The 22,056-nt window shown below is 31.3% G+C and carries 19 protein-coding genes and 1 pseudogene; 17 read left to right on the top strand and 3 right to left on the bottom strand.

Annotated elements, in window-relative coordinates:
- The first annotated feature begins 128 nt into the window (after window positions 1–128).
- From AC1DS7_RS00815 to AC1DS7_RS00780, 8 genes are all read left to right on the top strand, one after another.
- Entirely contained in the window at window positions 129–977 is an 849-nt protein-coding gene (locus tag AC1DS7_RS00815; protein WP_002032259.1) for a GNAT family N-acetyltransferase, read from the top strand.
- 195 nt (window positions 978–1,172) lie between these two features.
- On the top strand, window positions 1,173–1,733 hold the full coding sequence (locus tag AC1DS7_RS00810; RefSeq protein WP_002141859.1) for a class I SAM-dependent methyltransferase: 561 nt from the start codon (window positions 1,173–1,175) through the stop codon (window positions 1,731–1,733).
- Between the two features lie 434 nt (window positions 1,734–2,167).
- Window positions 2,168–2,647, top strand: a complete 480-nt coding sequence (locus AC1DS7_RS00805; protein ID WP_476998691.1) for an SRPBCC family protein — start codon at window positions 2,168–2,170, stop codon at window positions 2,645–2,647.
- Between the two features lie 79 nt (window positions 2,648–2,726).
- A complete protein-coding gene (locus tag AC1DS7_RS00800) occupies window positions 2,727–5,897 on the top strand; it encodes an ATP-binding cassette domain-containing protein (protein WP_476998690.1) in 3,171 nt (1,056 codons plus the stop codon).
- Between the two features lie 464 nt (window positions 5,898–6,361).
- Window positions 6,362–6,703, top strand: coding sequence for a PadR family transcriptional regulator (locus tag AC1DS7_RS00795; protein WP_002141863.1), 342 nt, complete (start codon window positions 6,362–6,364; stop codon window positions 6,701–6,703).
- Window positions 6,700–7,212, top strand: coding sequence for a DUF1129 domain-containing protein (locus AC1DS7_RS00790; protein WP_002141864.1), 513 nt, complete (start codon window positions 6,700–6,702; stop codon window positions 7,210–7,212). Before AC1DS7_RS00795 ends, AC1DS7_RS00790 begins: the two co-directional genes overlap by 4 nt.
- A complete protein-coding gene (locus AC1DS7_RS00785; protein WP_215589045.1) occupies window positions 7,212–8,672 on the top strand; it encodes a serine hydrolase domain-containing protein in 1,461 nt (486 codons plus the stop codon). Before AC1DS7_RS00790 ends, AC1DS7_RS00785 begins: the two co-directional genes overlap by 1 nt.
- Window positions 8,673–8,802: 130 nt before the next feature.
- Window positions 8,803–9,615, top strand: coding sequence for a MerR family transcriptional regulator (locus tag AC1DS7_RS00780; protein WP_215589046.1), 813 nt, complete (start codon window positions 8,803–8,805; stop codon window positions 9,613–9,615).
- A 140-nt stretch (window positions 9,616–9,755) separates the two neighbouring features.
- Here the strand turns inward: AC1DS7_RS00780 and AC1DS7_RS00775 are convergent, their stop codons facing one another.
- Window positions 9,756–10,472 (bottom strand): SDR family oxidoreductase, encoded by a 717-nt coding sequence (locus tag AC1DS7_RS00775; RefSeq protein WP_476998689.1) that lies wholly within the window; start codon window positions 10,470–10,472, stop codon window positions 9,756–9,758.
- A 194-nt stretch (window positions 10,473–10,666) separates the two neighbouring features.
- Here AC1DS7_RS00775 and AC1DS7_RS00770 point away from each other — a divergent pair, with 194 nt between their 5' ends.
- From AC1DS7_RS00770 to AC1DS7_RS00735, 8 genes and pseudogenes are all read left to right on the top strand, one after another.
- Window positions 10,667–11,005, top strand: a complete 339-nt coding sequence (locus AC1DS7_RS00770) for a winged helix-turn-helix transcriptional regulator (RefSeq protein ID WP_002013343.1) — start codon at window positions 10,667–10,669, stop codon at window positions 11,003–11,005.
- A 292-nt stretch (window positions 11,006–11,297) separates the two neighbouring features.
- The gene (locus AC1DS7_RS00765; protein ID WP_215589048.1) at window positions 11,298–12,050 is read left to right on the top strand and encodes a class I SAM-dependent methyltransferase; all 753 of its coding nucleotides are present in this window, start codon (window positions 11,298–11,300) and stop codon (window positions 12,048–12,050) included.
- A gap of 136 nt (window positions 12,051–12,186) precedes the next feature.
- Window positions 12,187–13,020 carry an alpha/beta hydrolase gene (locus AC1DS7_RS00760; protein WP_476998688.1) on the top strand — a complete coding sequence of 278 codons (834 nt, stop codon included), beginning with the start codon at window positions 12,187–12,189 and terminating at the stop codon, window positions 13,018–13,020.
- 117 nt (window positions 13,021–13,137) lie between these two features.
- Window positions 13,138–13,932, top strand: a complete 795-nt coding sequence (locus tag AC1DS7_RS00755; protein ID WP_476998687.1) for a VOC family protein — start codon at window positions 13,138–13,140, stop codon at window positions 13,930–13,932.
- Between the two features lie 116 nt (window positions 13,933–14,048).
- Window positions 14,049–14,755 (top strand): annotated as a pseudogene (locus AC1DS7_RS00750) (phosphotransferase family protein).
- Window positions 14,756–14,913: 158 nt separating this feature from the next.
- Window positions 14,914–15,510, top strand: a complete 597-nt coding sequence (locus AC1DS7_RS00745) for a TetR/AcrR family transcriptional regulator (protein ID WP_476998686.1) — start codon at window positions 14,914–14,916, stop codon at window positions 15,508–15,510.
- A 203-nt stretch (window positions 15,511–15,713) separates the two neighbouring features.
- The gene (gene lpdA / locus AC1DS7_RS00740; protein ID WP_476998685.1) at window positions 15,714–17,093 is read left to right on the top strand and encodes a dihydrolipoyl dehydrogenase; all 1,380 of its coding nucleotides are present in this window, start codon (window positions 15,714–15,716) and stop codon (window positions 17,091–17,093) included.
- 246 nt (window positions 17,094–17,339) lie between these two features.
- Window positions 17,340–17,795 (top strand): cupin domain-containing protein, encoded by a 456-nt coding sequence (locus AC1DS7_RS00735; protein WP_033715802.1) that lies wholly within the window; start codon window positions 17,340–17,342, stop codon window positions 17,793–17,795.
- Window positions 17,796–17,909: 114 nt separating this feature from the next.
- Here the strand turns inward: AC1DS7_RS00735 and AC1DS7_RS00730 are convergent, their stop codons facing one another.
- Complete coding sequence (locus AC1DS7_RS00730) at window positions 17,910–18,887, bottom strand: phosphotransferase enzyme family protein (protein WP_215589051.1); 978 nt, start codon at window positions 18,885–18,887, stop codon at window positions 17,910–17,912.
- 330 nt (window positions 18,888–19,217) lie between these two features.
- Here AC1DS7_RS00730 and AC1DS7_RS00725 point away from each other — a divergent pair, with 330 nt between their 5' ends.
- Window positions 19,218–20,294, top strand: coding sequence for a helix-turn-helix domain-containing protein (locus AC1DS7_RS00725; RefSeq protein WP_215589052.1), 1,077 nt, complete (start codon window positions 19,218–19,220; stop codon window positions 20,292–20,294).
- Between the two features lie 70 nt (window positions 20,295–20,364).
- Here AC1DS7_RS00725 and AC1DS7_RS00720 read toward each other — a convergent pair whose 3' ends face one another.
- A complete protein-coding gene (locus tag AC1DS7_RS00720; protein ID WP_476998684.1) occupies window positions 20,365–22,056 on the bottom strand; it encodes a M3 family oligoendopeptidase in 1,692 nt (563 codons plus the stop codon).

Raw genomic sequence — 22,056 nt, 5'->3', positions numbered from 1 at the left:
AGATATCGTTAAAAATTAAAGAATAATGGATATAATGGATATAATGGATATAATGGATATAGTGGTAATAGTTTATTTCATGTGTTTGAATGTTGAGTTTAATACAAGTAAGTGGAGGATAATTCTATATGATTCAATATAAAAGGTGTAATGAAGTAAATATTGATTTAGTATATGAAGCGTTTAAAGATGGTTTTTCTGATTATATTATTAAAATGGAAGTTTCAAAAGAGGATTTTGTACAACGGTTTTTGGGACCAGAAGGTAACTCGCTAGAACACTCCTTTATTGCGTTAGACGGTGACAAATGTGTTGGTGTAATACTTGGTGGTATTAAGGTATATGAAAGTATAAAAACAATGCGCTGCGGAACATTAGCTGTTCATCCAGAATTTCGAGGCATTGGTGTAAGTCAAAAGTTATTTGAGTTACATAAAGAAGAAGCGACACAAAATAAATGTAAGCAGCTTTTTCTTGAAGTTATTGTAGGAAACGATCGGGCGATTCATTTTTATAACAAATTAGGTTATGAAAAAGTATATGATCTTTCTTATTATAATTTAAATGATTTAACTAAAATAATGAATAAAGATAATAAAAAGATTGAAGTAAAACAATTAGAATTTCCAACATTTAAAGTTGAGATTCAGAAATGGCTAAACTTCCATATAAATTGGCAAAATGATATTGATTATATCGAAAAAACAAATCATACATTTTACGGTGCATATGTTGATAGTGATATAAAAGGTTCTGTATGTGTAAATGAACAAGGAAAAATTAGTTTTATTTTCATAGACAAAGACTATAGAAATATTGGTGTTGGGACGAAATTATTACAGGTAGCAAGTGAAGAATTAAAGTTATCAAGTTTATCAATTGGGTTTCCAAACAACAATTTACTGAAAGGGTTTTTAAAGAAATCTGGATTTGAAAAGAATTCTTTAGCACAATATGAAATGTATTTATTGCTATAAAAAGCGGAAGGAATTATTCTTTTCGCTTTTTATTTTGTACTATAAACGTTTTTGCTGTATGTGGGAGGATAAGTAAAAATAACAGAAGTTTTGTTACCTATCTTATTAAGCTAACTGGCACTTTAGTTGAAGAAGGAAAAAATATAATAAACATAGAATATATTAATACATTAAAAGCTTTATGAGGTGAAAGTGATGGGAATTAAGCAAGACGAAATTAAAGTAGTAGTCGGAGCTGGAGTATTTAATAATAATCCAGGTTGGGTTCAAACTAGAGAAGATGAACTTAACTTGCTAGATAAAACTACTTGGGAAGAGCGATTTGAATATAATTCTATTTCAGCTATTTTAGCAGAGCATGTATGGGAACACCTTACGTTTGAAGAAGGTGTAAAAGCAGCTGAAATTTGTTATAAATTTTTAAAGCCAGCAGGGCATATTCGGTGCGGTGTTCCTGATGCGTTTTTCCGAGATGAAGCATATCAAAATATAGTTCAAATAGGCGGGCCTGGTCCGAAAGACCACCCAGCAGCAAGTCATAAAATTGTTCATAATTATAAAACATTAAAGAAAATGTTTGAAACTGCTGGATTTGAGGTAGTTTTACTTGAATATTGTGATGAAAATGGTCAATTTTATTACAATGAATGGGATGCAAACGATGGTGTTATTTTCCGTTCGAAAAAGTATGATTCTAGAAATAGAGGCGATAAACTTGGTTTTCCATCGCTAATTATTGATGCAATTAAAAGTTAAGTCATTCAACTAAAGCAGGTGCTGGTACTATAATTTCATGAGTCGCAAATGCGGCTTTTTTATTTGTGCTGTAATCCTAAGTTTAACATGGAAGCAAACATACATAATATGTGATTTTGAACATTACATAACTTGATTTGAATACTATATTAGCTCTTATTCACACCATTTATCTTAAAGGAAATTGCTTTTAAATATTTAATGGAAATATTATGTAAAATAAATAAATTAACGTTTTCTCATGTTGAATTTTTTGTGGAAATGTTGAGGTACGCCTATTGTAATAAACATATGGAGAGAATATATAATAAATCAATGTTCAAATTACCATTCACACATTAAATTAATATTTCATTGCCATAGAGATTTCTTTTATACATAAATTCGTGTAAAATAAGAACATACATTCTATATGCAAGTAGGAGGCAATAAATATGTTGGCTGAAATAGAGAAACAAACTGACGGCTATATTGTGAAATTTGAACGCCAATTTTCTTATACTATAGAGGAAGTTTGGTCTGTTTTAACTGAAAACGGCAAGCTTAAAAAATGGATGTCTAATTTACAGATTGAAAATCTTAAAACAGGTGGAATTATAAAGTTCGACATGATGGATGGTCCATTTTTAAATATTGATATTTTAGAGTGCCAACTAAATTCAGTACTTGAATTCACATGGGATAAAGATCGTGTCCGATTTGAAATACATAAAGAGGAAAATGGTTCTCTTTTACTTCTTAAAGAATACATTCAGGAATTAACTGATCATACACCGAAAGATATAGCTGGTTGGCATATTTGTTTAGATCTTTTTTCTTCCGTTTTAGAAGGAGAAGAGAAGGTGTTTTCAAAAGATGAGTGGAAATATTGGTTTGATAATTATRAGGTTAAGGTTGATGAGTTGAAAGATTAGGGATTAAATTCATGGTATTTATTATATAATTATTATCTTATAAAAATGATTTTTAAAAACAATAAGAATAGAGGTTAATATGAAAGTAAATCAATTAATTGCTAATAACATAAATAAACTTGATACTGTTATTCCGTTTAATAAATCACTTGGTATTGCTGGTTTATCTGGATCTGGAAAAACAACTCTTTGTCAAACAATTGGTGAAGAATCAAAGAAGCGTCTAGTTTCCTTATTGCCAAAGGCTGAATATCAATATTTATTTCCTAATATTATGGAAACTAATTTTAGTGCAATTAAAATGGAAGAAATGCCTTTAGTACTTTTTTTAGGGAAATCATCAATTTCTTCCAATCCGCGTTCGACGATTGGTACTCATACAGGTGTTTTTAAAGAGATTCGTGAAAAATTAGCGGAAGAATTTAATCTTTCTCCTGAAGTCTTTTCATTTAATAATCAATTAGGTTGGTGTGCTGGCTGTAAAGGGCGTGGTACTACTAAAAATATTGAGTGTAAAAAATGTAAGGGGAAACGTTATAGTGAAGAAGTTGAACAACGTACTATTGAGTTATTTGCTGAATCACATACAATTTCGGATATTAACGATTTAAGTGTTGAATCTATTCTTTCACTAGCAGAAGAATTAAATATTAGTGAAGCAAAACAACATATACTGCAAAATATTATCAATATGAACATTGGTTATTTAACATTAAATCGAATTATGGGTACGTTGTCAGGTGGAGAATTAACACGACTTTACTTAGCTGAATTCATGGCAGTAAGTGAAAATGCTGTAATTATTATTGATGAGATTTCCGTGGGGCTTGATCACGAAACATTATTACAAATATTAGAAGAGATCGAAAAATTAGGGTGCAAAAATCAAATTTGGCTCATTGATCATTCAGATACAGTACTGGATACAACGGATGAGCAAATGTTCTTCGGACCTGGTAGTGGAAAATATGGTGGAAAAATCGTAAAAGAATCACCAAGGCCAAAGCCAATACTATCGGAACGAAATTACGAAATGCCAACAGAATATTATACATTCCATGAATTATATTGCCGAAATATCCAAATGACTGAGTTTCAGATTCCTAAAAATAGACTTGTAACTGTTACAGGAGAGTCTGGATGCGGGAAATCTACACTTGTCAATGAGTGTTTAGCTACAGATTTCTTGAAACGATATCCAAAAGATAAACTAGTTATGGTAGGGCAAGATCGAAACCAATCGATTACAAGTCGATCAACTGTAGCAACTTTCTTAGATATTAAAAAGAAACTGACAAAGTATAGTGAAGAAATTGATGATATTTTTGAGCGCTCAATTGAGGATATTATTGAGGAAATTCCAAACGAAGATATTGCGTATAAACGCTTGAGCCTACTAATCAAATTAGGACTGGGCTATTTAACATTAGAACGAAAAACACAAACATTATCAACGGGTGAGTTTCAATGTGTTCATTTAGTTTCTGAGTTATTTGCAAAAACAAGAAATCCACATACATTGTTTATTTTTGATGAGCCTTCAAAAGGTTTATCGCAAAATATTTTAAATCAATTTATAGATAGTGTTAGAGGGATATTACAAGATGAATCAGTCTCTATCATAATGATTGAGCATAACAGTTACATGCTAGAAAGTTCTGATTATATTGTTGATTTTGGAAAAAGACAGGTTGAATCTATAGAGCATCTTGATGTAGTAAGTCATGAGGATTATTATCGTCAAAAAAGAAGTGTGAATAATGCTGAACAAGTACACATTTCTTCAACGCTTAAGCGTAAAGAAGGAGTTCACTATTTAAAAGAAAATCATATTAACTATTTTAAAAATGCTGAAAACGTTTATAAGGGTGGTATTTTAAAAAGCTTATCATCAATGGCACGATTAATTTATGGTGAATATGAATCTGATACAATGGCACCTGTTGTTGCTATTGATCTCGAAAGACATTTGTATAGTCAATATAGTTTCTTATATGAAATTGGTGGATTGATCAATCATATTGTAGCTGCTCATCCGACTAATAAAGATACGAGAATCTTCGATTTCTATTCTCAGGATAATCATTGCCCATCATGTTCTGGACGTCTTCAAATTGAAGTTTTTGATAAAGAAATTACAATTCAAGATAAAAATGTTCCATTTTGGGATGGTCTATTCGATCTGGAAATCATGAAAGTATTAAAATTTTATCAATATGAAAAAATAGAATTTCTATTTGAAGAAATTAAAAATGAGCTTGGTCATGATTTGTCAAAGAGCTATAATGATATGTCTGAGGAAGAAAAACATACATTTTGGTACGGCTATTTTGATAAGTCCTTTTATGATAAGAAAGGAAAGACACGTAGAACATGGGTAGGATTTAATACGATTATTGGCGGGTATATTGTTATTTCAAAAGCAGCTATTAAAGAAGATATTAAGACTTCTAAAGAAATGATGAAATGTCCAATTTGTAAGGGGACTTTATTAAATCACCACAAACCACTTAATTTTGGAGATACAGATATTCGTGAAATTATTAATCAGCCGCTTAACGAAGTATTAAAAATTGTAGGAGATTTGCCTGTACTCGTCAAATTGAAATCTATCGTAGGTGACGATATGATTATGACAGAAGATGTTTCTTTATTACCTAGAAATATACAAGTCGCACTGAAAATGTTTGAATTAGAACAAGCAAGCTTTTCAAATTATGAAATGGTGTTACAAAATGTTTTACCATTCTGGGATGAAATAAAAGGAAATATAGAATCCATTTGCTTCAACAATCAAGTAACTATTTGTGATTTCCCTAATGTTTATGAAACAAGAGAAACCATTATAGATAAGTATTTCACAAATGGTAAATATAAAAAACTAACATATGTATACGAAGCATTTGGTTACAAAAAATTAGTTACCCAAATTAATAAAATTAAAAAAAGCAACCCGTGTTCATTCTGTAACGGAAAAAAAGTTATAACCGAAGATAATCTACATGATGGCGTGTTTAAATTAATAATTCCATGTATAACTTGTAATGCAAGTGGTATTAACGATGAAGGACTTAAAGAAATCGTTGATGGAATAGATGTGCAAACATGGTTAACCGGAAAAGTTAGTGATGTTGTGGATGAAAGCTTACGAACTGAGGATGTTGCAGACATTCTAATATTTAATCGAATTCGTGAGTTGAATAAGCGAGAAATGATGGCAGTTTATGAATGTCTTGAGAAAAATAATTAAATTAAGAAGAATAAAAAATAGTGGTCAGTTAGGGATTAAAAACTCATTTGCAATAATCTGCAAATGAGTTTTTATGTTGAAGAAGAGTTTCTTTAAACGTGTTAAGGTAGATAAATAATAGAGCAAGAAAAATCTATTTGTAATACCAATATAAATTATTCTTAAATTTTAAACTGAAAGGTATTACAGGTTGGCATTTATGTTTAAGTTTTGTTAGTCTTTCTAAGATGTAAATAAATTTATCTGTGAGAGTTAGTTTTAAATCGTTAATTATGATCATTTATTATATAATTATTGACGTATAAAAATGTTTTTTGGGGATAATAATTTAGGTTATTTGGATAATATAACAATATAACAAAAGGAATATGCTACTTTTTTAGTGATTGTGTAATTATTAGAATTTTTAAATTTAACAGAAATATATACTTGAATGAAGTATATATTTCTGTTAAATTTATCCTATGGACAAAACAAGTTTAATTAAAGGTCATTTAGAAATGTGTGTGTTATCTATTTTGTCGAAAAAGAAAAGTTATGGTTATGAAATTATGAAAGAACTTGAAGTACACAATTTAAAATTGAAAGGAGTAGGAAGTATTTACCCTATTTTAACTAAGTTAAAAAATCAAGAGTGGGTAAATACTTATCAAGAAGTAACAGACAGTGGTAAAGTTAGAATCTATTATGAAATTAATGAAAACGGGAAAATACGTCTTGAGAAGAAAATTAATGAGTGGTTAGAATTGCAATCTGATATTAAAATATTATTAAAGAGTGGTTTGAAAGGAGACCTTCTGAAATGAGGAGTGAATTAAAAGGTAAAGAACAGCAATTTTTAACTGGCGTACTTAAGGAATTAAAGCAATACGATATAAGTTTAGAAGAAAGGGAAAATATTAAACAACAAATTTTAGAGCATATCCAAGAATGTCGTGAACATGGTGAAGAAAGTATAAATGACCTAGGAACGCCTCAATTATTTGTTCAAGACTTTTTGGAGATAAATGAAATTGATCTGCGAGTGAAAATGAAACAACTTCAAAATGAAAAGGGAAATTCGAGCACATTTATCTTAGGTGGCATATTCATCGCAGTTATTACTTACCTCATCTCACAAACTACACTTTCACTATTTTTAACTGAATCATTTAACGGAACTAATAGCAAAAATACATTTAATTATAATCTTTTATATCGTATAGCAGAGAATCAATGGTGGAACTATGTATTAATAATGTTTAGTTTTACGCTCTCTATATTAGTATTTATTAGCCTAATAAGTTATAAAAAAAGAAAGCTATCTAAAGTATAATGAAGAAAACTATCTATAAACTATTTCAAATTTGTATTCTTTGTAATGTATTAATATTATGTATCGTACATCCAAAAGTTTATGCTCAGCAAAATATTAAAGTTACATTAGATAAGTATATTGAAAAATTTATAAAGGAACAGAACATTCCTGGAGCTTCCGTTGCAATTGTACATCATAAAGATGTATTCTTTACAAAAACATGGGGGATTACTGGGGAGTCTGAAAAAAAGGTAACTAGTAAAACCCCATTTGCGATTGGCTCAATAAGTAAATCTTTAACAGCTTTAGCTATAGTCAAGTTAATAGAAGATAAAAAAATAAAATTAGAGGATTCAGTTCAACAACATCTTCCTTGGTTTAAAGTAAAAGATAATCAATCGACCTCAAATATAACAATCCAGCATCTATTAACACATTCAAGTGGAATGAGTACCTATGAAGGTTTAGCATTATCAGATAAGCAATCAAAGACTACTACGGCTATAAAAGAAAATGTAATGAAACTGTCGAATGTAACATTAACTGCTCCCCCAGGACAAAAATATCAATATAGTAATGCAAATTATCTCGTTCTTGGTGCACTTATTGAGGAAGTTTCAAAAGAGACATACTCTACTTATATGGAGAAGCAAATTTTTCAGCCATTAAGAATGAATGGTGCAGCAGCAAATAGTGAAGATTCTTATAAAAAGGGTTATTTAACAGGTTATCAATCATGGTTTGGAATACCAAGAAAAAGTACGGTGTCGTATGATAATGGTGGGACACCATATGGATATATTACAGCAAATCTAGAAGATATGATTCAATACATTAAGTTTTTGAATCATCAAGAGCATACACAATTTTTAAATAAAGATAGTATGGATCTTTATTTATCTCCATTATATAAAATAGATTCAGCGAAATATTATGGTTTTGGACTGAGGACAACAAATATAAATGGAAACGAAAAGATGGTTTGGCATTCAGGCTCAACTCCTGATTCACATGCAGAAATATTTATTTTAAATGAAACTGGCTGGGGTGGTGTGATTTTAACGAATAAAAATCATGTTTTAGAAGAAGCATCACTACCAGAATTTAAAAAAGGGATTATTAATATTTTGAATGGTGAAGAACCGGTTGATATACCAAAAAATATACCAATAGTTCAAATTGTTATGTCAATATTAATATTCGCACTTTTTATTACAGCAATTATGTTAATAATAAAGTATAAACGTAAGAAAATTTGTAAAAAAATGACCTGGCTTTTTCTAGGGAGTTTATTTCTAATATTATCTATTACTTTAATTCCACTTCTTATTTATAGTACAAATTCACCGTGGCAGACGATTAAAATGTTTTCTGCAGATGTAGCGTTGCTCATTAGTATTATAGTTACTTTATTGAATGTAAATGGATTAATATCAATATCTATTGCGTTGAAAAGCGAATTGGTAAATAAGTCGTAAGAGCTTTTAATTATATAAATATAATACATTAAATAATCGTTTAAACTGTTATAAATAGTTGACTCTCACACAATGTCATTGTTTAAGCTTAAGTTGAGCTTCGAATAATTGTAATAAATAGGAGGAACTAATGTTCAAAATAGGAGATTTTTCAAAACTTTCTTCCATTAGCATACGTATGTTGAGACATTACGATAAAGTGGAATTATTACAACCAGTAAAAGTCGATGAGCAAAGTGGTTATCGATTTTATTCAGCAGCCCAATTAAAGAAAGTAAATCAAATTCAAGTGTTAAAAGATATGGGATTTAATATTGTCACTATTAAAGAATTAGTAGCGAGTGAAAATATTGAAGTAATAAAGTCACAATTTGAAAATCGTAGTGCTCAAGTAAAGGAAGAAATGGACAATCTCAAAAAACAATTACGTCTCCTCGAAGACTCAATGAAAACGATGAGAGAGGATGTTATTGAAATGAACTATCATGTTTCATTAAAAGAAATTCCAGAAAGAAATGTAGCAAGTGTTAGAAAAGTTATTCCATCGTATAATTGCGAAGGGGATTTATGGAGTATATTGATGCAAGAAATTAATGTTAAAAATATTAGTATAGCTAATCCGAGTTATAGTATTGCTGTCTTCCATGATCAAGAATATAAAGAAAATGATGTAGATGTAGAAATACAGCTAAATATTTTAGGGGAGCATGAAAATACAAAAGATGTTAATTTCAAAAAGATAGATCCATCCTATGTAGCTTCAATAACAGTTAACGGAAGTTATGAACAAATGACAGCTGTAAATGAGGCGGCAGCAAAATGGATTGAAACGGAAGGTTATGAATTAGCTGGACCGATGTTTAATATTTATCACGTTAGTCCAGCGATGGAATCAGATCCTAATAAGTGGGTTACAGAGGTTTGTTATCTGATAAACAAATAAGCAATAAAGTAAAAAAGGCATCGTATATGCCTTTTTTACTTTATTTCTATCTGGAAATATTTAGCACAAAGGACTCGTTGATTAACCATAATAGCCTCCTTAATACTAGTTAATCTAAGGAGGCATTGAATTGTTATAAATTAATGATATGTGTATCCTCCATCAGGAAATAATACATTACCTGTAGTAAAACCATTTTGCATTAAATACAGGACAGTATGTGCAATTTCATCATTATACCCAGGTCTCTGTACAAGAGAAAGAGATTTATAATCTTCATAAGCAGCTAGTCTTTTCTCATTTTGTTCATTCTCTCTTCGTATCGTTCCAGGAGAAACAACGTTAACTCTAATAGGAGCTAATTCAACAGCTAAAGCTTTCCCTAAGCTTTCAATAGCACCATTACAAGCTCCGTAAGCAGGCGCTCCTTTAAGTGGCCGTTGACTAAATGCACCGGACATTAATACGATAGATCCAGAGTTTGAGAGAAAAGGAATTGCATATTTTACGGCATAATATTGTGGCCAAAACTTTCCGATAAAGCTGCTTTCGGCGATATCATCTGTAGCAGTTATTGATCCAAGTGTGTAAGAGGCTCCTGGTGTGAATAAATGATTAAAATTCCCAACCTTCTTGAAAAAATCTTGTAATTGCTCTTTATTTTGATTATCCAATACATAAGTTTGAAGATGGTTGTTATTTATTATTTCTCGAGCAGCCTTTAATTTTTCTTCCGAGCGCCCTGCAATAATAACATGTGCTCCTTGTTCAAGTGCTTGTTTTGCTGTTGCTAATCCAATACCAGAACTCCCGCCGATGATAACGATATGTTTATCTTTTAATACAGGAATAGACATGATTAAACATCTCCCTTAATATAAGATTTAAAATAAGTTGTGTTAATTTTATTATTCGTTAAAAAATGACTACTGAAAAGTACGCACTTTATGTGTACTTAGTCGCGAATTTCGTACTAATCGCTTGTTATATGGATACATAATATAAAAAATTATTCATTATAATTTATGATTTGAGGGGAGGGGTGAGGAAAATGAATTTAGAGGAACCGAAATTAAAAGGAGTAATAGCGACATTACAAATAATCGGTGGGAAATGGAAGCCACTCATTTTATTTATATTATTAACAGATGGAACGAAACGGTTTGGTGAATTAAAGCGATTAATACCAGGCATTTCTCAAGGAACATTAGCGAAGCAGCTTCGTGAATTAGAGCACGATCAACTAATAAAACGTGAAATTTATCAAGAAATACCACCTAAAGTGGAATATAGCTTAACTGAGCATGGAAAAACAGTCAGTATTGTTTTGGATAGTATGTGTGGTTGGGGAAGAGGACATTTAGAATATATCGATAAAAACAAACTATAATATTATTATGTAAACTAAATGTGATGTGTCGAAACATATCGTTTTAATAATTTGTATTTTATAATATATAATTAAATAGTACTACAGGTTATTATATAGGCAGTCTTCCGGATGAGGTGATATAGATGAAATGCTGTATCGTTCGAAGTAACTAGTTGTTCGGTGCTGAAAAAATACGTAGCAGATATAAAAGGAGACATAGGCCCTTTTACGATAAAATCAACTATGAGTCTATTTCAAGGATCATCATAATTAAACATTTGATGCATTTTTGCAAAGGGGAAATAATAAAATGAACGAATTAGAGTACAAAAACTTTTATGATAAAGTAGGCAGATTAAATGGATGGGATTTTAGTAAAATAAAATGTGAAACTGTAGGAGATTCATGGGACTTTTATGGCGAGGTAAAAGAAAGGTGCAAGTCATCACATATTTTACTTGATGTTGGTACAGGTGGAGGAGAAAATGTACTTAACATAGCATCTTCAGCTGCATCACTGATTGGAATAGATAATTCTAATGGAATGATCAAAACAGCACATTTTAATTTGAATAAAGCAGGTGTACAAAACGTTGAATTTCTCCAAATGGATTCTGAAGTTTTAACGTTTCCGCATGCTCATTTTGATATTGCTTCAAGTTGTCATGCGCCGTTTGTAGCATCTGAATTGGCAAAAGTAATGAAAAAAGGTGCTTTTTTCTTAACACAACAAGTTAGCGAATATGATAAATTAAATCTTAAAGAAGCATTTGGTAGAGGGCAATGCTTAGGTGAAAGAGATGGTACGTTAAAAGATAAGTATATGGGTGAACTTATTAGTGCAGGATTTGAACTCGTGCAAGTACGTGAATATGATGTAACCGATTATTACAGTACTCCTGAGGATCTCATTTTTTTATTAAAACATACGCCTATTATTCCTAGATTTGGAGAAAAAGAAGAGGACTTTAATATTTTACAAAAGTTCATTGACGCTAATAGTTCCGAAAAAGGTATTCGTACGAATTCAAAAAGGTTTATGATTATTGCTGTTAAATCATAGTGTATTTTAACGTAAAAGCTGATTTTCTTTAAAAGAAAATCAGCTTTTTTTGTGGGAAAGAATGCAGGGAAAACTTAAAAATCATAGAAATAGGTAAAGTGGTAATCTAAAAATTGAAATATAGGGGATAATTATTTTGAAACGTTACTATATTAACAACGAAAAAATAAACGCACATATTACTGAGTGGGGAAATAATGAAAAACCCGTTATCTTTTGTTTACATGGGTTAGGTAGTACGAGTTTAAGTTTTATAGAAATTGCAGAAGAATTAAAGGAAGAGTATAGATTTATCTCCATTGATGCACCTGGGCATGGTAAAACACCGCCCTTTGAAAGAATGGAAGATTATGAGATGCTGAATTTAGCAAACTGGTTAAATGAAATAATAAATGAACTGAGAATTGAACATTTCTATTTTTTATCACATTCGTGGGGAAGTTTTGTAGCACTATTTTATTTATTAAATAATCCAGAAAAAGTACTAGGAAGCATTCTTATTGATGGAGGATATCAAACAAAAAGGCTTCAAGAAGAAACGCTTGAAGAGGAAATCGCGTATTACGAAAAGGATTTTGAAGAATATATTTTTAATAATTGGGATGGATTTTTCAAAAGTGAAAAAGAAGCATATACTAGGTGGTCTCCATTGTTGGAAATTGCTGTAAAAGACCTAGGGATTGAAATGGATAATGAATTATGTTGGCATGCGAGAGGTACAACAGCTGGTAATATAATAAGAGGTATGCATAAAGATGAAACGATAGATATTTACGAGAAGTTACCGGCTAATATTATATTGCTTCGAGCTACAGTTCCACAAATATGGGATGAATATAGAGATAAAACAGTGAAAATTTTCAAGTTAAAAACTGGCGCGAAAGTAAAATTAATCTCTGATACTACACATTTGTTACACTGGGATAAACCAGAAGTTGTTATAGAGGAAATAAAAAGTAATTGGAGCTAACATATTCATACTAAAGTTGTAGTTTTTACACGAAAAATCCACCCTTCGGTTTGATTTTATCTATTTATAAGTGTAATACAATAAGAATAGATAATAAGAAACAAGGGGGAATGTAAAGTGATTACACATATATCAGATATAAAACTACAAACGGTTTCTATAGAAGGGGTAAAACAAGTTTATAAAGACATATTATCTTTTCAAATAAAAAAAGAAACCACATCATATATTCAATTTGAAGTAACACCGTATACAACAATTAGTTTTCAAGAAGTATATGAACCAATTGCACCTGCGCATTTCGCTTTTGGGATCCCATATTCAAAGTTTCATGAAACGGCAAAATGGCTTAAAGAGTCTAGATTACTCATTGTGAAATGGAAAGATGGTCATACAATTGGTGAGGAGAATGGTCTATTCAATTTATACTTTAAAGATGGTGATGGAAATCTTCTCGAAATTATTGCACATAGTTATGTTAAAGAAGATGTATTAGTCCCGCATTCACCGTTAAACATTTTATACGTAAGGGAAATTGGTCTTCCGGTTAAAAGTGTACCTGTATTTACGGAATGGTTGAAATCAAATCTAGACATGAAAACGAAGGAAGATGGGGATATTTTTAACTTTGTAATAGGTGGCACTGCATATATCGTTGCAACCTGGTGGCAGCGACCGTGGATTCCAATCGCGATGAAAGCTTTACCACCGAAAGTACATGTTTCATTTGGAACACCGGATCATGCGTTTTTACAACAAATCCAAAATAACTTTAAGAAAAATGGTGTTCCATTTGAAAGTAAACATACTGAAGTATTGTTTATTCAACAAGGGTATTCATTTTCTGTTTTGCATACACCAGAGTTTCATTCCGATATTCCTAGAAAATTAAACTTACCACTTTCTATATAATTATAGGGAGGGGTAAGTTTTTTTCATTTTCATGAAGAAGGGTTTCAATATAATTACACTGAATTTATAGAGGACTATAAGGCGTTATTTTAATTTACTGTAAGGAGAGAAATGAATTGAATCTAGGAAATCCGATAGCCAAAGGAAATACGGCTGAAATTTATCTTTGTGATAATAAAGTTGTGAAATTGTTTAAAGAATACCTCCCTAATACAGAATCTCTATACGAAGCACGAAAACAAAAGTATGCATATTCATGTGGTTTATACGTTCCTAAAGTATTTGAAGTTACAGAGATACAAGGTAGACAAGCTATTATTATGGAATATGTAGAAGGGGAAAGTGTTGGTGAGCTTTTGCTTAATAATTTGAGTAAAGCGGAGCATTTCATAAGTATTTGTGTAAGTATACAACAAAAAATTCATGCTATATCTGTGAGCTCGGATGAAATAGAACCGATGGAAGAAAGGCTTTATCGTCAAATTAACTCCGTACATGATCTGGATGAAAAACAAAAGGGAAATATATTAAAAAAGTTAGATTCAATCACATTTGAACCTAGATTATGTCATGGTGATTTACATCCGTTTAATTTAATTATGAGTAATGGTGATGTGAAAATTATAGATTGGGTTGATGCTAGTTCAGGTGATATTCGTGCAGATGTGTTTCGGACATACTTATTGTATTCACAGAATTCAGTGGAATTAGCTGAAATGTATTTACATATATATTGCAAAAAACAGGTTTATTAAGAGATGAAATTTTCCAGTGGGCTCCTATAATTAGTGCAGCTAGACTGGCAGAGACTAAACCTCTGTAAATAAAAGATGTTTTTCATGTATTTATTCTGATTCTTGTAAGGATGGTGTATCATTTGTTTTTTACTCATTGATATTCCCTGTTATTTTTTTCTTGCTAATTCTTTTCGGTTTGTCATATACTTAAAAGAGACCAAACGTTTTCTTTTAGGAGGACACAATGCGTAAAGGTGAATTAACAAAAAKAATGATTCTTGATCGTTCCTCTGCTCTGTTTAATGTAAAGGGCTATAGTGGTTCTTCAATTTCTGATATTATGCGAGAGACTGGGCTGGAGAAGGGTGGTATTTATCGTCACTTTAAAAATAAAGATGACTTGGCTGTTCAAGCCTTTCAGCACGCAACTTCACAAATGGGAGTGCGTTATGTCGAAGAGATAAAAAAAGCATCCAATACGTTGGATAAGTTAAAAACTTTTATTTCAGTTTTTACATCTCTCATTAATAATGATCCTCTTCCTGGAGGGTGTCCAATCATGAACGTAACGTTAGAAGCAGATGATTCCCATCCTCTCATGGCAGTACAAGCACAGATAGCGATGAATCAATTACTTGGAATAATTGAAAAGATTATTACGTATGGAATTGAGCAAGGAGAGTTAAAACCAGATACTCAAGCAAAGCAGATTGCTATCATCTGGATTTCTTCTCTTGAAGGAGCACTTGCCTTGTCACGCTTATACCAAGATACAGTCTATATTGATACAGTATCGTCACGACTTTTAGATGAATTGGAAAAACAAATTACGGCCAAGTAAGCCGTAATTTTTATCGCTAAAAAGAGACTGTTCGGTTTCTTTTTTGAGGGGGTGATCACTTAATAGAAATTCCATGATGGAACTATGAAAAAACGGATGAGAGAAGAATGGTACTAATACAAAATAGTAAATTGAAAAATGTGTAGAGTATGAACAATTTCGGCCTACCTGTTTCTAATTTTTGGAGGAGTGTGAAAAAGGATATGAGAGAAATAGAAACAATCTTAATTGGCTCTGGACCTGGAGGATATGTTGCTGCAATAAGAGCTTCACAATTAGGGAAACAAGTGGCAATTATTGAAAGAGAGAATCTTGGTGGCGTATGTGCTAACGTCGGCTGCATTCCATCTAAGGCACTTATTTCTGTAGGTCATCGTTTTGAGGAAACAAAGCATTCAGAAAATATGGGTATTTTTTCTTCTGGTGTAAATGTTGATTTTGCAAAAGTACAAGAATTTAAAAACAACGTTGTAAAGAAATTAGTAGGTGGTGTAGAAGGGTTATTAAAAAGCAATAAAGTAGAAGTGATAAAAGGTGAAGCTTATTTCATGGATGCTAATACTATACGAGTAACCAATAAAGATGCAGCTCAAACATATACATTTAAAAATGCAATTATAGCTACTGGATCACGCCCAGTTGAAATTCCAGCATTTAAATTTACAAAACGTGTGATTAACTCTACAGGTGCACTTAGTTTAACTGAAGTTCCAAGTAAATTGGTTGTAATCGGTGGTGGTTACATTGGTACTGAATTGGGCTCTGCTTACGCTTCCCTCGGTTCTATAGTAACAATTATTGAAGGAGGTAAAGATATTTTAACTGGCTTCGATAAACAAATGACTCAAATTGTGAAAGAAGACCTTATAAACAAAGGTGTTACAGTAATAGTAGATGCATCCGCTAAAGGTGTTGAAGAAGTTGAAAATGGTGTAATTGTTACCTACGAAATTGGTGGTGAAAAAAAGAAAGTTGACGCTGATTACGTATTAGTAACGGTTGGCCGTCGTCCTAATACTGAAAATATGGGTTTTGAAAAAATCGGTATTGAGTTTTCTGACCGCGGTTTATTAAAAGTTGATCAACAATGTCGTACTAACCTTCCGAACATTTTTGCTATAGGAGATATCATTGCTGGTCCACAGCTTGCACATAAAGCATTTTACGAAGGAAAAGTAGCTGCTGAAGCTATCTCTGGTGAACTATCATTTGTTGATTACTTGGCAATTCCAGCAGTTTGTTTCACAAATCCTGAATTAGCTACAGTTGGTTATACTGAAGAGCGAGCAAAGGCAGAAGGCATGGAAGTAAAAGTGATTCAATCCCGATTTTCAGCAAACGGTCGTGCACTTGTATCAAATGAAGGTAAAGGGTTCTTGAGGCTATTGGTGCGTAAAGAAGATGGTGTATTAGTAGGTGCTCAAATCGTGGGTAATGGTGCATCAGAAATAATTGCCGAAATGGGTTTAGCAATTGAATCAGGCATGACAGTTGAAGATATTGCATTAACACCACATGCTCAACTAACTTTAAGTGAGATTGTGATGGAAGCGGCTGAGGCCTTAATTTACAATTTTAAATAAATATTAATTAATAAAAATTGGATTTCTTCGTTTTTTAGAAATTCTAAATAAAATAAATGTAGAGATAAATAAATATGTAAAAAACAATCTTTACTAATAAACTTCTTAATAACATATTATGGCTAATTGAGCCGTTTTTTTACCGTAAAAAAGAGACTATTCGGTTTCTTTTTGTGAGAGGATTTATTCATTTATTAGAGAATAAAAAGTGAAATTATGGAAAATAAATATGAGAGGAGAATATAAATGAGTCAATTTGTTAATTCAACAATGGAAGGTAAAAATTTTAGTGCTGTTCAAGTAGGAAAGTGGGAGAATCTGCTTCAATATAAAAATGGAAATCCATTTAAAGCTCCTGGAAAGGTATTTCTTAAAGATGACTTACAATGTACAGGAATGGAAGTTTCACTAAATGTTTTCCCTCCAGGCATTTCGATGCCCTTTTATCATAAGCATAGAGAAAATGAAGAGCTGTATATCTTCGTCAAAGGACAAGGGGAATTCAAGATTGATGATGAAATCCTTGAAATCAAAGAGGGTACTGTCATAAGGGTGGCACAAAAGGGGGAAAGAATTTGGCGTAACAATTCAAGTGAACCTCTCTATTTTATTTGTATTCAAGCTAGGGCAAATACTTTGGAAGAAAGTAATATCGAGGATGGTATTAAGCTAGATAAATCCGTTGAATGGATTGAAAAATAGGTGCCACTGTACGATTAAATATCGTTTCGCTCCTTGTATTTTGTCTTTTGAAGAAAACTTATCTATAGAAAAGTACACCCAATTGTTAAACTGAATGTAACAATTGGGTGTACTTCATAGGAAACCAACTGTGTTTAAAGAATGGCTTTTTTCAATCTTTATTCTATAAAGGTTCATTATCCGTACTTGTTCCTCAGTTAACTCTTCTTTATTCCAATACATATGCATTAAACTATATTCGAATATCTCCTTTAATTTAATAAACAATGGAAGCTGCTCTATCATTTCTTTAGGTAGATCATTTTCCTCCTGGTATCCGTCGATTATTGCTTTTGTAATAGAATTCTCATAGTCGACTATGTTGCCATTCCCAACGAAAGAATATTCTATCGCACTATAGACTGGAACAGCTAAATCGAATATGTAAAAATGTTTTTCACAGTCTTGAAAATCAATCATTGTTAAATTTAAATCATTGTCCACTAATATGTTTTCTAACCATAAATCTCCATGAATTAAGCCGTAATTTGAAGTGGACTTTGGCAGCTCCTTTATAGAAGTTAAAACGTCAGATGCAATTTCTCTTATAGTAGTCTCTTCTTTTGGGATATAGTTAAGAAAATTATACTCTTCATTTTCATACCAGTCGTTTATATGTTTTACTGGTTCAATACTTTCAAAATTTTTAGATGCACGATGTAATTTACCAATTTGTTGACCAAGCCTTTTAAATACATTAGAATTCCATTCGTTTCTTGGTAAATGTATACCAGGAGCAGCTTTATATAATACAGCAAAAACTTCTTTGTCTAAGGTTATTTTCTCTACTAAATTCGCCTTTAAAGAAGGTATTATTGGCGGGACTCCTAAGCCCTTTTGATATAAAAAGTTCGTATATGTAACTTCTTCTAATTGCTCTTCATATGTTTTATAGTTTGTAATTCTAACGAAGTAAGTACCTTGTGCTGTGAGACATTGATACATTTCATTTGTTATTGGTGTCATTTCAATAAAATCCAATGGATATAGTTTATTAATTAGTTTAAGTATCTCTTTTTCTATATTATTCATTTTAACTTCCTTTCCAAACATAAATTTTCCACTCACAAAACTACTAGTTCATTAACTTACAAATTTCGTGTTTTATTTGGTAGAATCCTTTAAAAAAGATTTATCCCGTAAAAGTCCGATTAGTATGGGATAATAATCAGTGGGGAGGAACAAACTCCCCACTGATTAAAGTTTCACTTTATTGGAAAGTTAAGTAAATGTATGACAAAATAAGATAGCTGAAAAAATATGAAATGAGTAATTACATATGATATTTAAAGGTTCTAGAGGGTGGTTAATGTTATAAACCACAAGAAATATCAAAAGAAAGAAGAGGATACTTCTTATAATATTTAGTGAGGAGGGAGATAAATGAATGAACATATACAGCTAATGATTGAATGGATTGAGGACAATTTAAAAAAGGAGTTTTCATTAGATGAATTATCTGATTATATGGGGTATTCTCCTTACTTCTGTTCGTTTAAATTTCATCAAGTAACAGGGATAAGTATTAGACGATATATTCTTCTTAGAAGATTGTATTTATCAACGGAAGATTTGACGAATGATAGAAAGATAATTGATATCGCATTTGATTACGATTACTCTTCGCAAGAGGCTTATAGTAGAGCATTTAAAACTGTTTTTGGTATAACCCCAGGAAAATTCCAACTTAACAAAATACCGGTTCAATCATTTATTAAACTCTCAATCAATGATGGAAAGGAGTGGGATAGAATGAATTTTTCTAGAAAAATTGAAGTTAATCAGTTACGAAATGCGAAGAGTGAGCTGTTTGATAAAGATGTACTAAACATATTAAATGGTCAATTTATGTATGAAGAATTTAAAAGTGAAAGACTAATGGGAGAGTCTGATTACGCTCCATTTAATGAAGCTATGTGTGTAAATGCGACTACTGCACAGATTTTTGATGATGAGTTTATTAAAACAAGGGCAGAAGGACACCATGGTACTGTAGAAAATTATATGAAAAAGGTTATTCATCCTTTAGAGAATCTTTTTAAAAAAGAGTATAAATGTATCGTTTTATGGTTTGGTGAGGATATGTTTTGCCAAATGAATCTACTTACCGTACTTTCTTACCTTGAACAGTCTGATTATAAGGGAAAAGTATACTTAAATAGCTTCAGAGAGGATGAATTTAAAGTAAGTCAAATTGAACTTGAATTAGGGAACTATTTTTCTGTTTACAATGAAGTTCTAGTAAATCATAAAAAGCCATCTCATGAGATACTACCTGTAATGTATCAGGCGATAGATTTATATTTAGAGATGCTAAAAGAAAATAATGTAGTAGTAAAGTATATCTCCAAAAATAAAGATTTACCAACACAAGAGTTACTAAAAAGGTTGTTTAATCTTTTTCCAACAATAGGATATGGGGACCTACAATATATAGAGCTTATTAATAAAGCGAGATGAAAATTGAAACTAATTAGAAGAGAATACAGTAAAAAAGATGCACCTAAAAGTATAGGTGCATCTTTTTTACTTATATTTGTTCAAGTAAATTTAATTCCTCTTCTACAAATGCCATTAATTCTTTTATTGTCTCACTAGAAAAATCAAAACGAATTCCAGCTGCTTCATATACCTCTGGTAAGGATTCAGAGCTACCTAGAGATAATGCTTTTTTGTAATTTTGTAGTGCTTGTTTAGGATTCTCTTTATATTGTTTATACATTTGCAATGCACCAAGTTGCGCGATTGCATATTCGATATAATAGAATGGTATTTCGAATATGTGTAGTACAGGTAACCAGCCAGTTGCTATCCAGTTTTCATAACCTTCAATATTTACCACATTCGATTGGTAAGTGTTATGTAATTCTAAATATTTTTCATTTCTTTCTTTAGCAGTATGATTTGGATTTTCATACATCCAATGTTGGAATTGATCAACGATAAGCATTTGTGGTAAATACTTAACAATATCTTTAAAGAAATCTAATTTTGCTTTTATAAATTCTTCTGTATTCTCATAAAATGTATCCCAATACTCCATCGAAAACAATTCCATTGTCATGCTGGCTAGCTCAGCTGATTCTGAAGGGATTTCTAAATATTTTTGTAGCTTTAGCTGCTTCATACATTCATTATGAATACTATGGCCCATTTCATGGAGGAAAGTAGTAACATCATAATGTGTATGATTGAGATTCATAAAGATAAAAGATAATTGAGAAGCAGGTAAGTGTTCGCAAAATCCTCCAGGTGCTTTTCCTTTACGACTTTCTAAATCTAAGCAATCATTTTTATGCATACGGCTCAATAATGCAGAAAATTCTGGGTCTAGTTTTTGTAAAATATGAGAACTTTTTTCGATTAAATCACCCTCGTCTTCAATGGGTTTTAATACTTTTTGATTTGGTGCGGCTGCTTTTAGATCCCACGGACGAAGTGTATCTACTTGAAGTTCAGCTTTTTTCTCATTAAATATATTATCAATAAGTGGCACAACGTATTTACGAACGGATTCTGCAAGTTCATAGCAATCATCAGCCGTATAATCAAAACGTTCATGTTTTTTAAACATATAATCACGATAATTATCTAATTGAATGTTTTTTGCCTTTTGGTGACGGATTGCAATTAATTCATTTAAAATATGTTGTAAATTATTTTCAACAGATAAAAATTTTTCAGAAATGAGCGTTTTTGCTTTTTTTCGTATATCACGATTCGGATTTTGTAAGTAAGACTGTAGTTCAGTAATTGTTTTTTCTTCGCCATCCCATAGTGCAGTCAAACTGCCTGTAATTTCGAAGTACTCGGTTACTAATTTGTCTTCTTTTACTTCTAAATCAATGTTCTTTTCACAAAATAATGTTTGCGCATTTTTTATTTTTTTATCTAGTAAGCTATAAGTTTTTGGATCAAGTTGCATTCGAAATGGTGACTCTAAATATTTATTATCAAAGGAATTTTGATAACGTTTCAAAAGAGGCCTTACATATTGTTGATCATATTCAAACGTATCTTTTATTTCTTTGTTATCTGTATTACATTGAAAGTCAATATAGTGTGATCTCAATTGTTCTTCGATTTCCCATATTAATTGCGACTGTATTTTCAGCCAATTTTCTAAATCTTCTCCTGAAGAAATGGGTTTACTTAATAAAGTAGATAATTCGTTCTCTAGCTCATGTATATTACGGATATCGATCGTATTAGAGTTCTGCAT

It is taken from the genome of Bacillus sp. P4_E1, from assembly GCF_056401715.1.
This window is presented reverse-complemented; position numbering and strand designations above follow the sequence as displayed.

Coding starts and splice junctions, on each gene's coding strand:
- AC1DS7_RS00815 (WP_002032259.1), top strand. CDS start 129: ATGATTCAATATAAAAGGTGTAATGAAGTAAATATTGATTTAGTATAT.
- lpdA (WP_476998685.1), top strand. CDS start 15,714: ATGAGAGAAATAGAAACAATCTTAATTGGCTCTGGACCTGGAGGATAT.
- AC1DS7_RS00725 (WP_215589052.1), top strand. CDS start 19,218: ATGAATGAACATATACAGCTAATGATTGAATGGATTGAGGACAATTTA.
- AC1DS7_RS00800 (WP_476998690.1), top strand. CDS start 2,727: ATGAAAGTAAATCAATTAATTGCTAATAACATAAATAAACTTGATACT.
- AC1DS7_RS00730 (WP_215589051.1), bottom strand. CDS start 18,887: ATGTTTGGAAAGGAAGTTAAAATGAATAATATAGAAAAAGAGATACTT.
- AC1DS7_RS00735 (WP_033715802.1), top strand. CDS start 17,340: ATGAGTCAATTTGTTAATTCAACAATGGAAGGTAAAAATTTTAGTGCT.
- AC1DS7_RS00720 (WP_476998684.1), bottom strand. CDS start 22,056: ATGCAGAACTCTAATACGATCGATATCCGTAATATACATGAGCTAGAG.
- AC1DS7_RS00810 (WP_002141859.1), top strand. CDS start 1,173: ATGGGAATTAAGCAAGACGAAATTAAAGTAGTAGTCGGAGCTGGAGTA.
- AC1DS7_RS00775 (WP_476998689.1), bottom strand. CDS start 10,472: ATGTCTATTCCTGTATTAAAAGATAAACATATCGTTATCATCGGCGGG.
- AC1DS7_RS00790 (WP_002141864.1), top strand. CDS start 6,700: ATGAGGAGTGAATTAAAAGGTAAAGAACAGCAATTTTTAACTGGCGTA.
- AC1DS7_RS00770 (WP_002013343.1), top strand. CDS start 10,667: ATGAATTTAGAGGAACCGAAATTAAAAGGAGTAATAGCGACATTACAA.
- AC1DS7_RS00780 (WP_215589046.1), top strand. CDS start 8,803: ATGTTCAAAATAGGAGATTTTTCAAAACTTTCTTCCATTAGCATACGT.
- AC1DS7_RS00765 (WP_215589048.1), top strand. CDS start 11,298: ATGAACGAATTAGAGTACAAAAACTTTTATGATAAAGTAGGCAGATTA.
- AC1DS7_RS00795 (WP_002141863.1), top strand. CDS start 6,362: ATGGACAAAACAAGTTTAATTAAAGGTCATTTAGAAATGTGTGTGTTA.
- AC1DS7_RS00785 (WP_215589045.1), top strand. CDS start 7,212: ATGAAGAAAACTATCTATAAACTATTTCAAATTTGTATTCTTTGTAAT.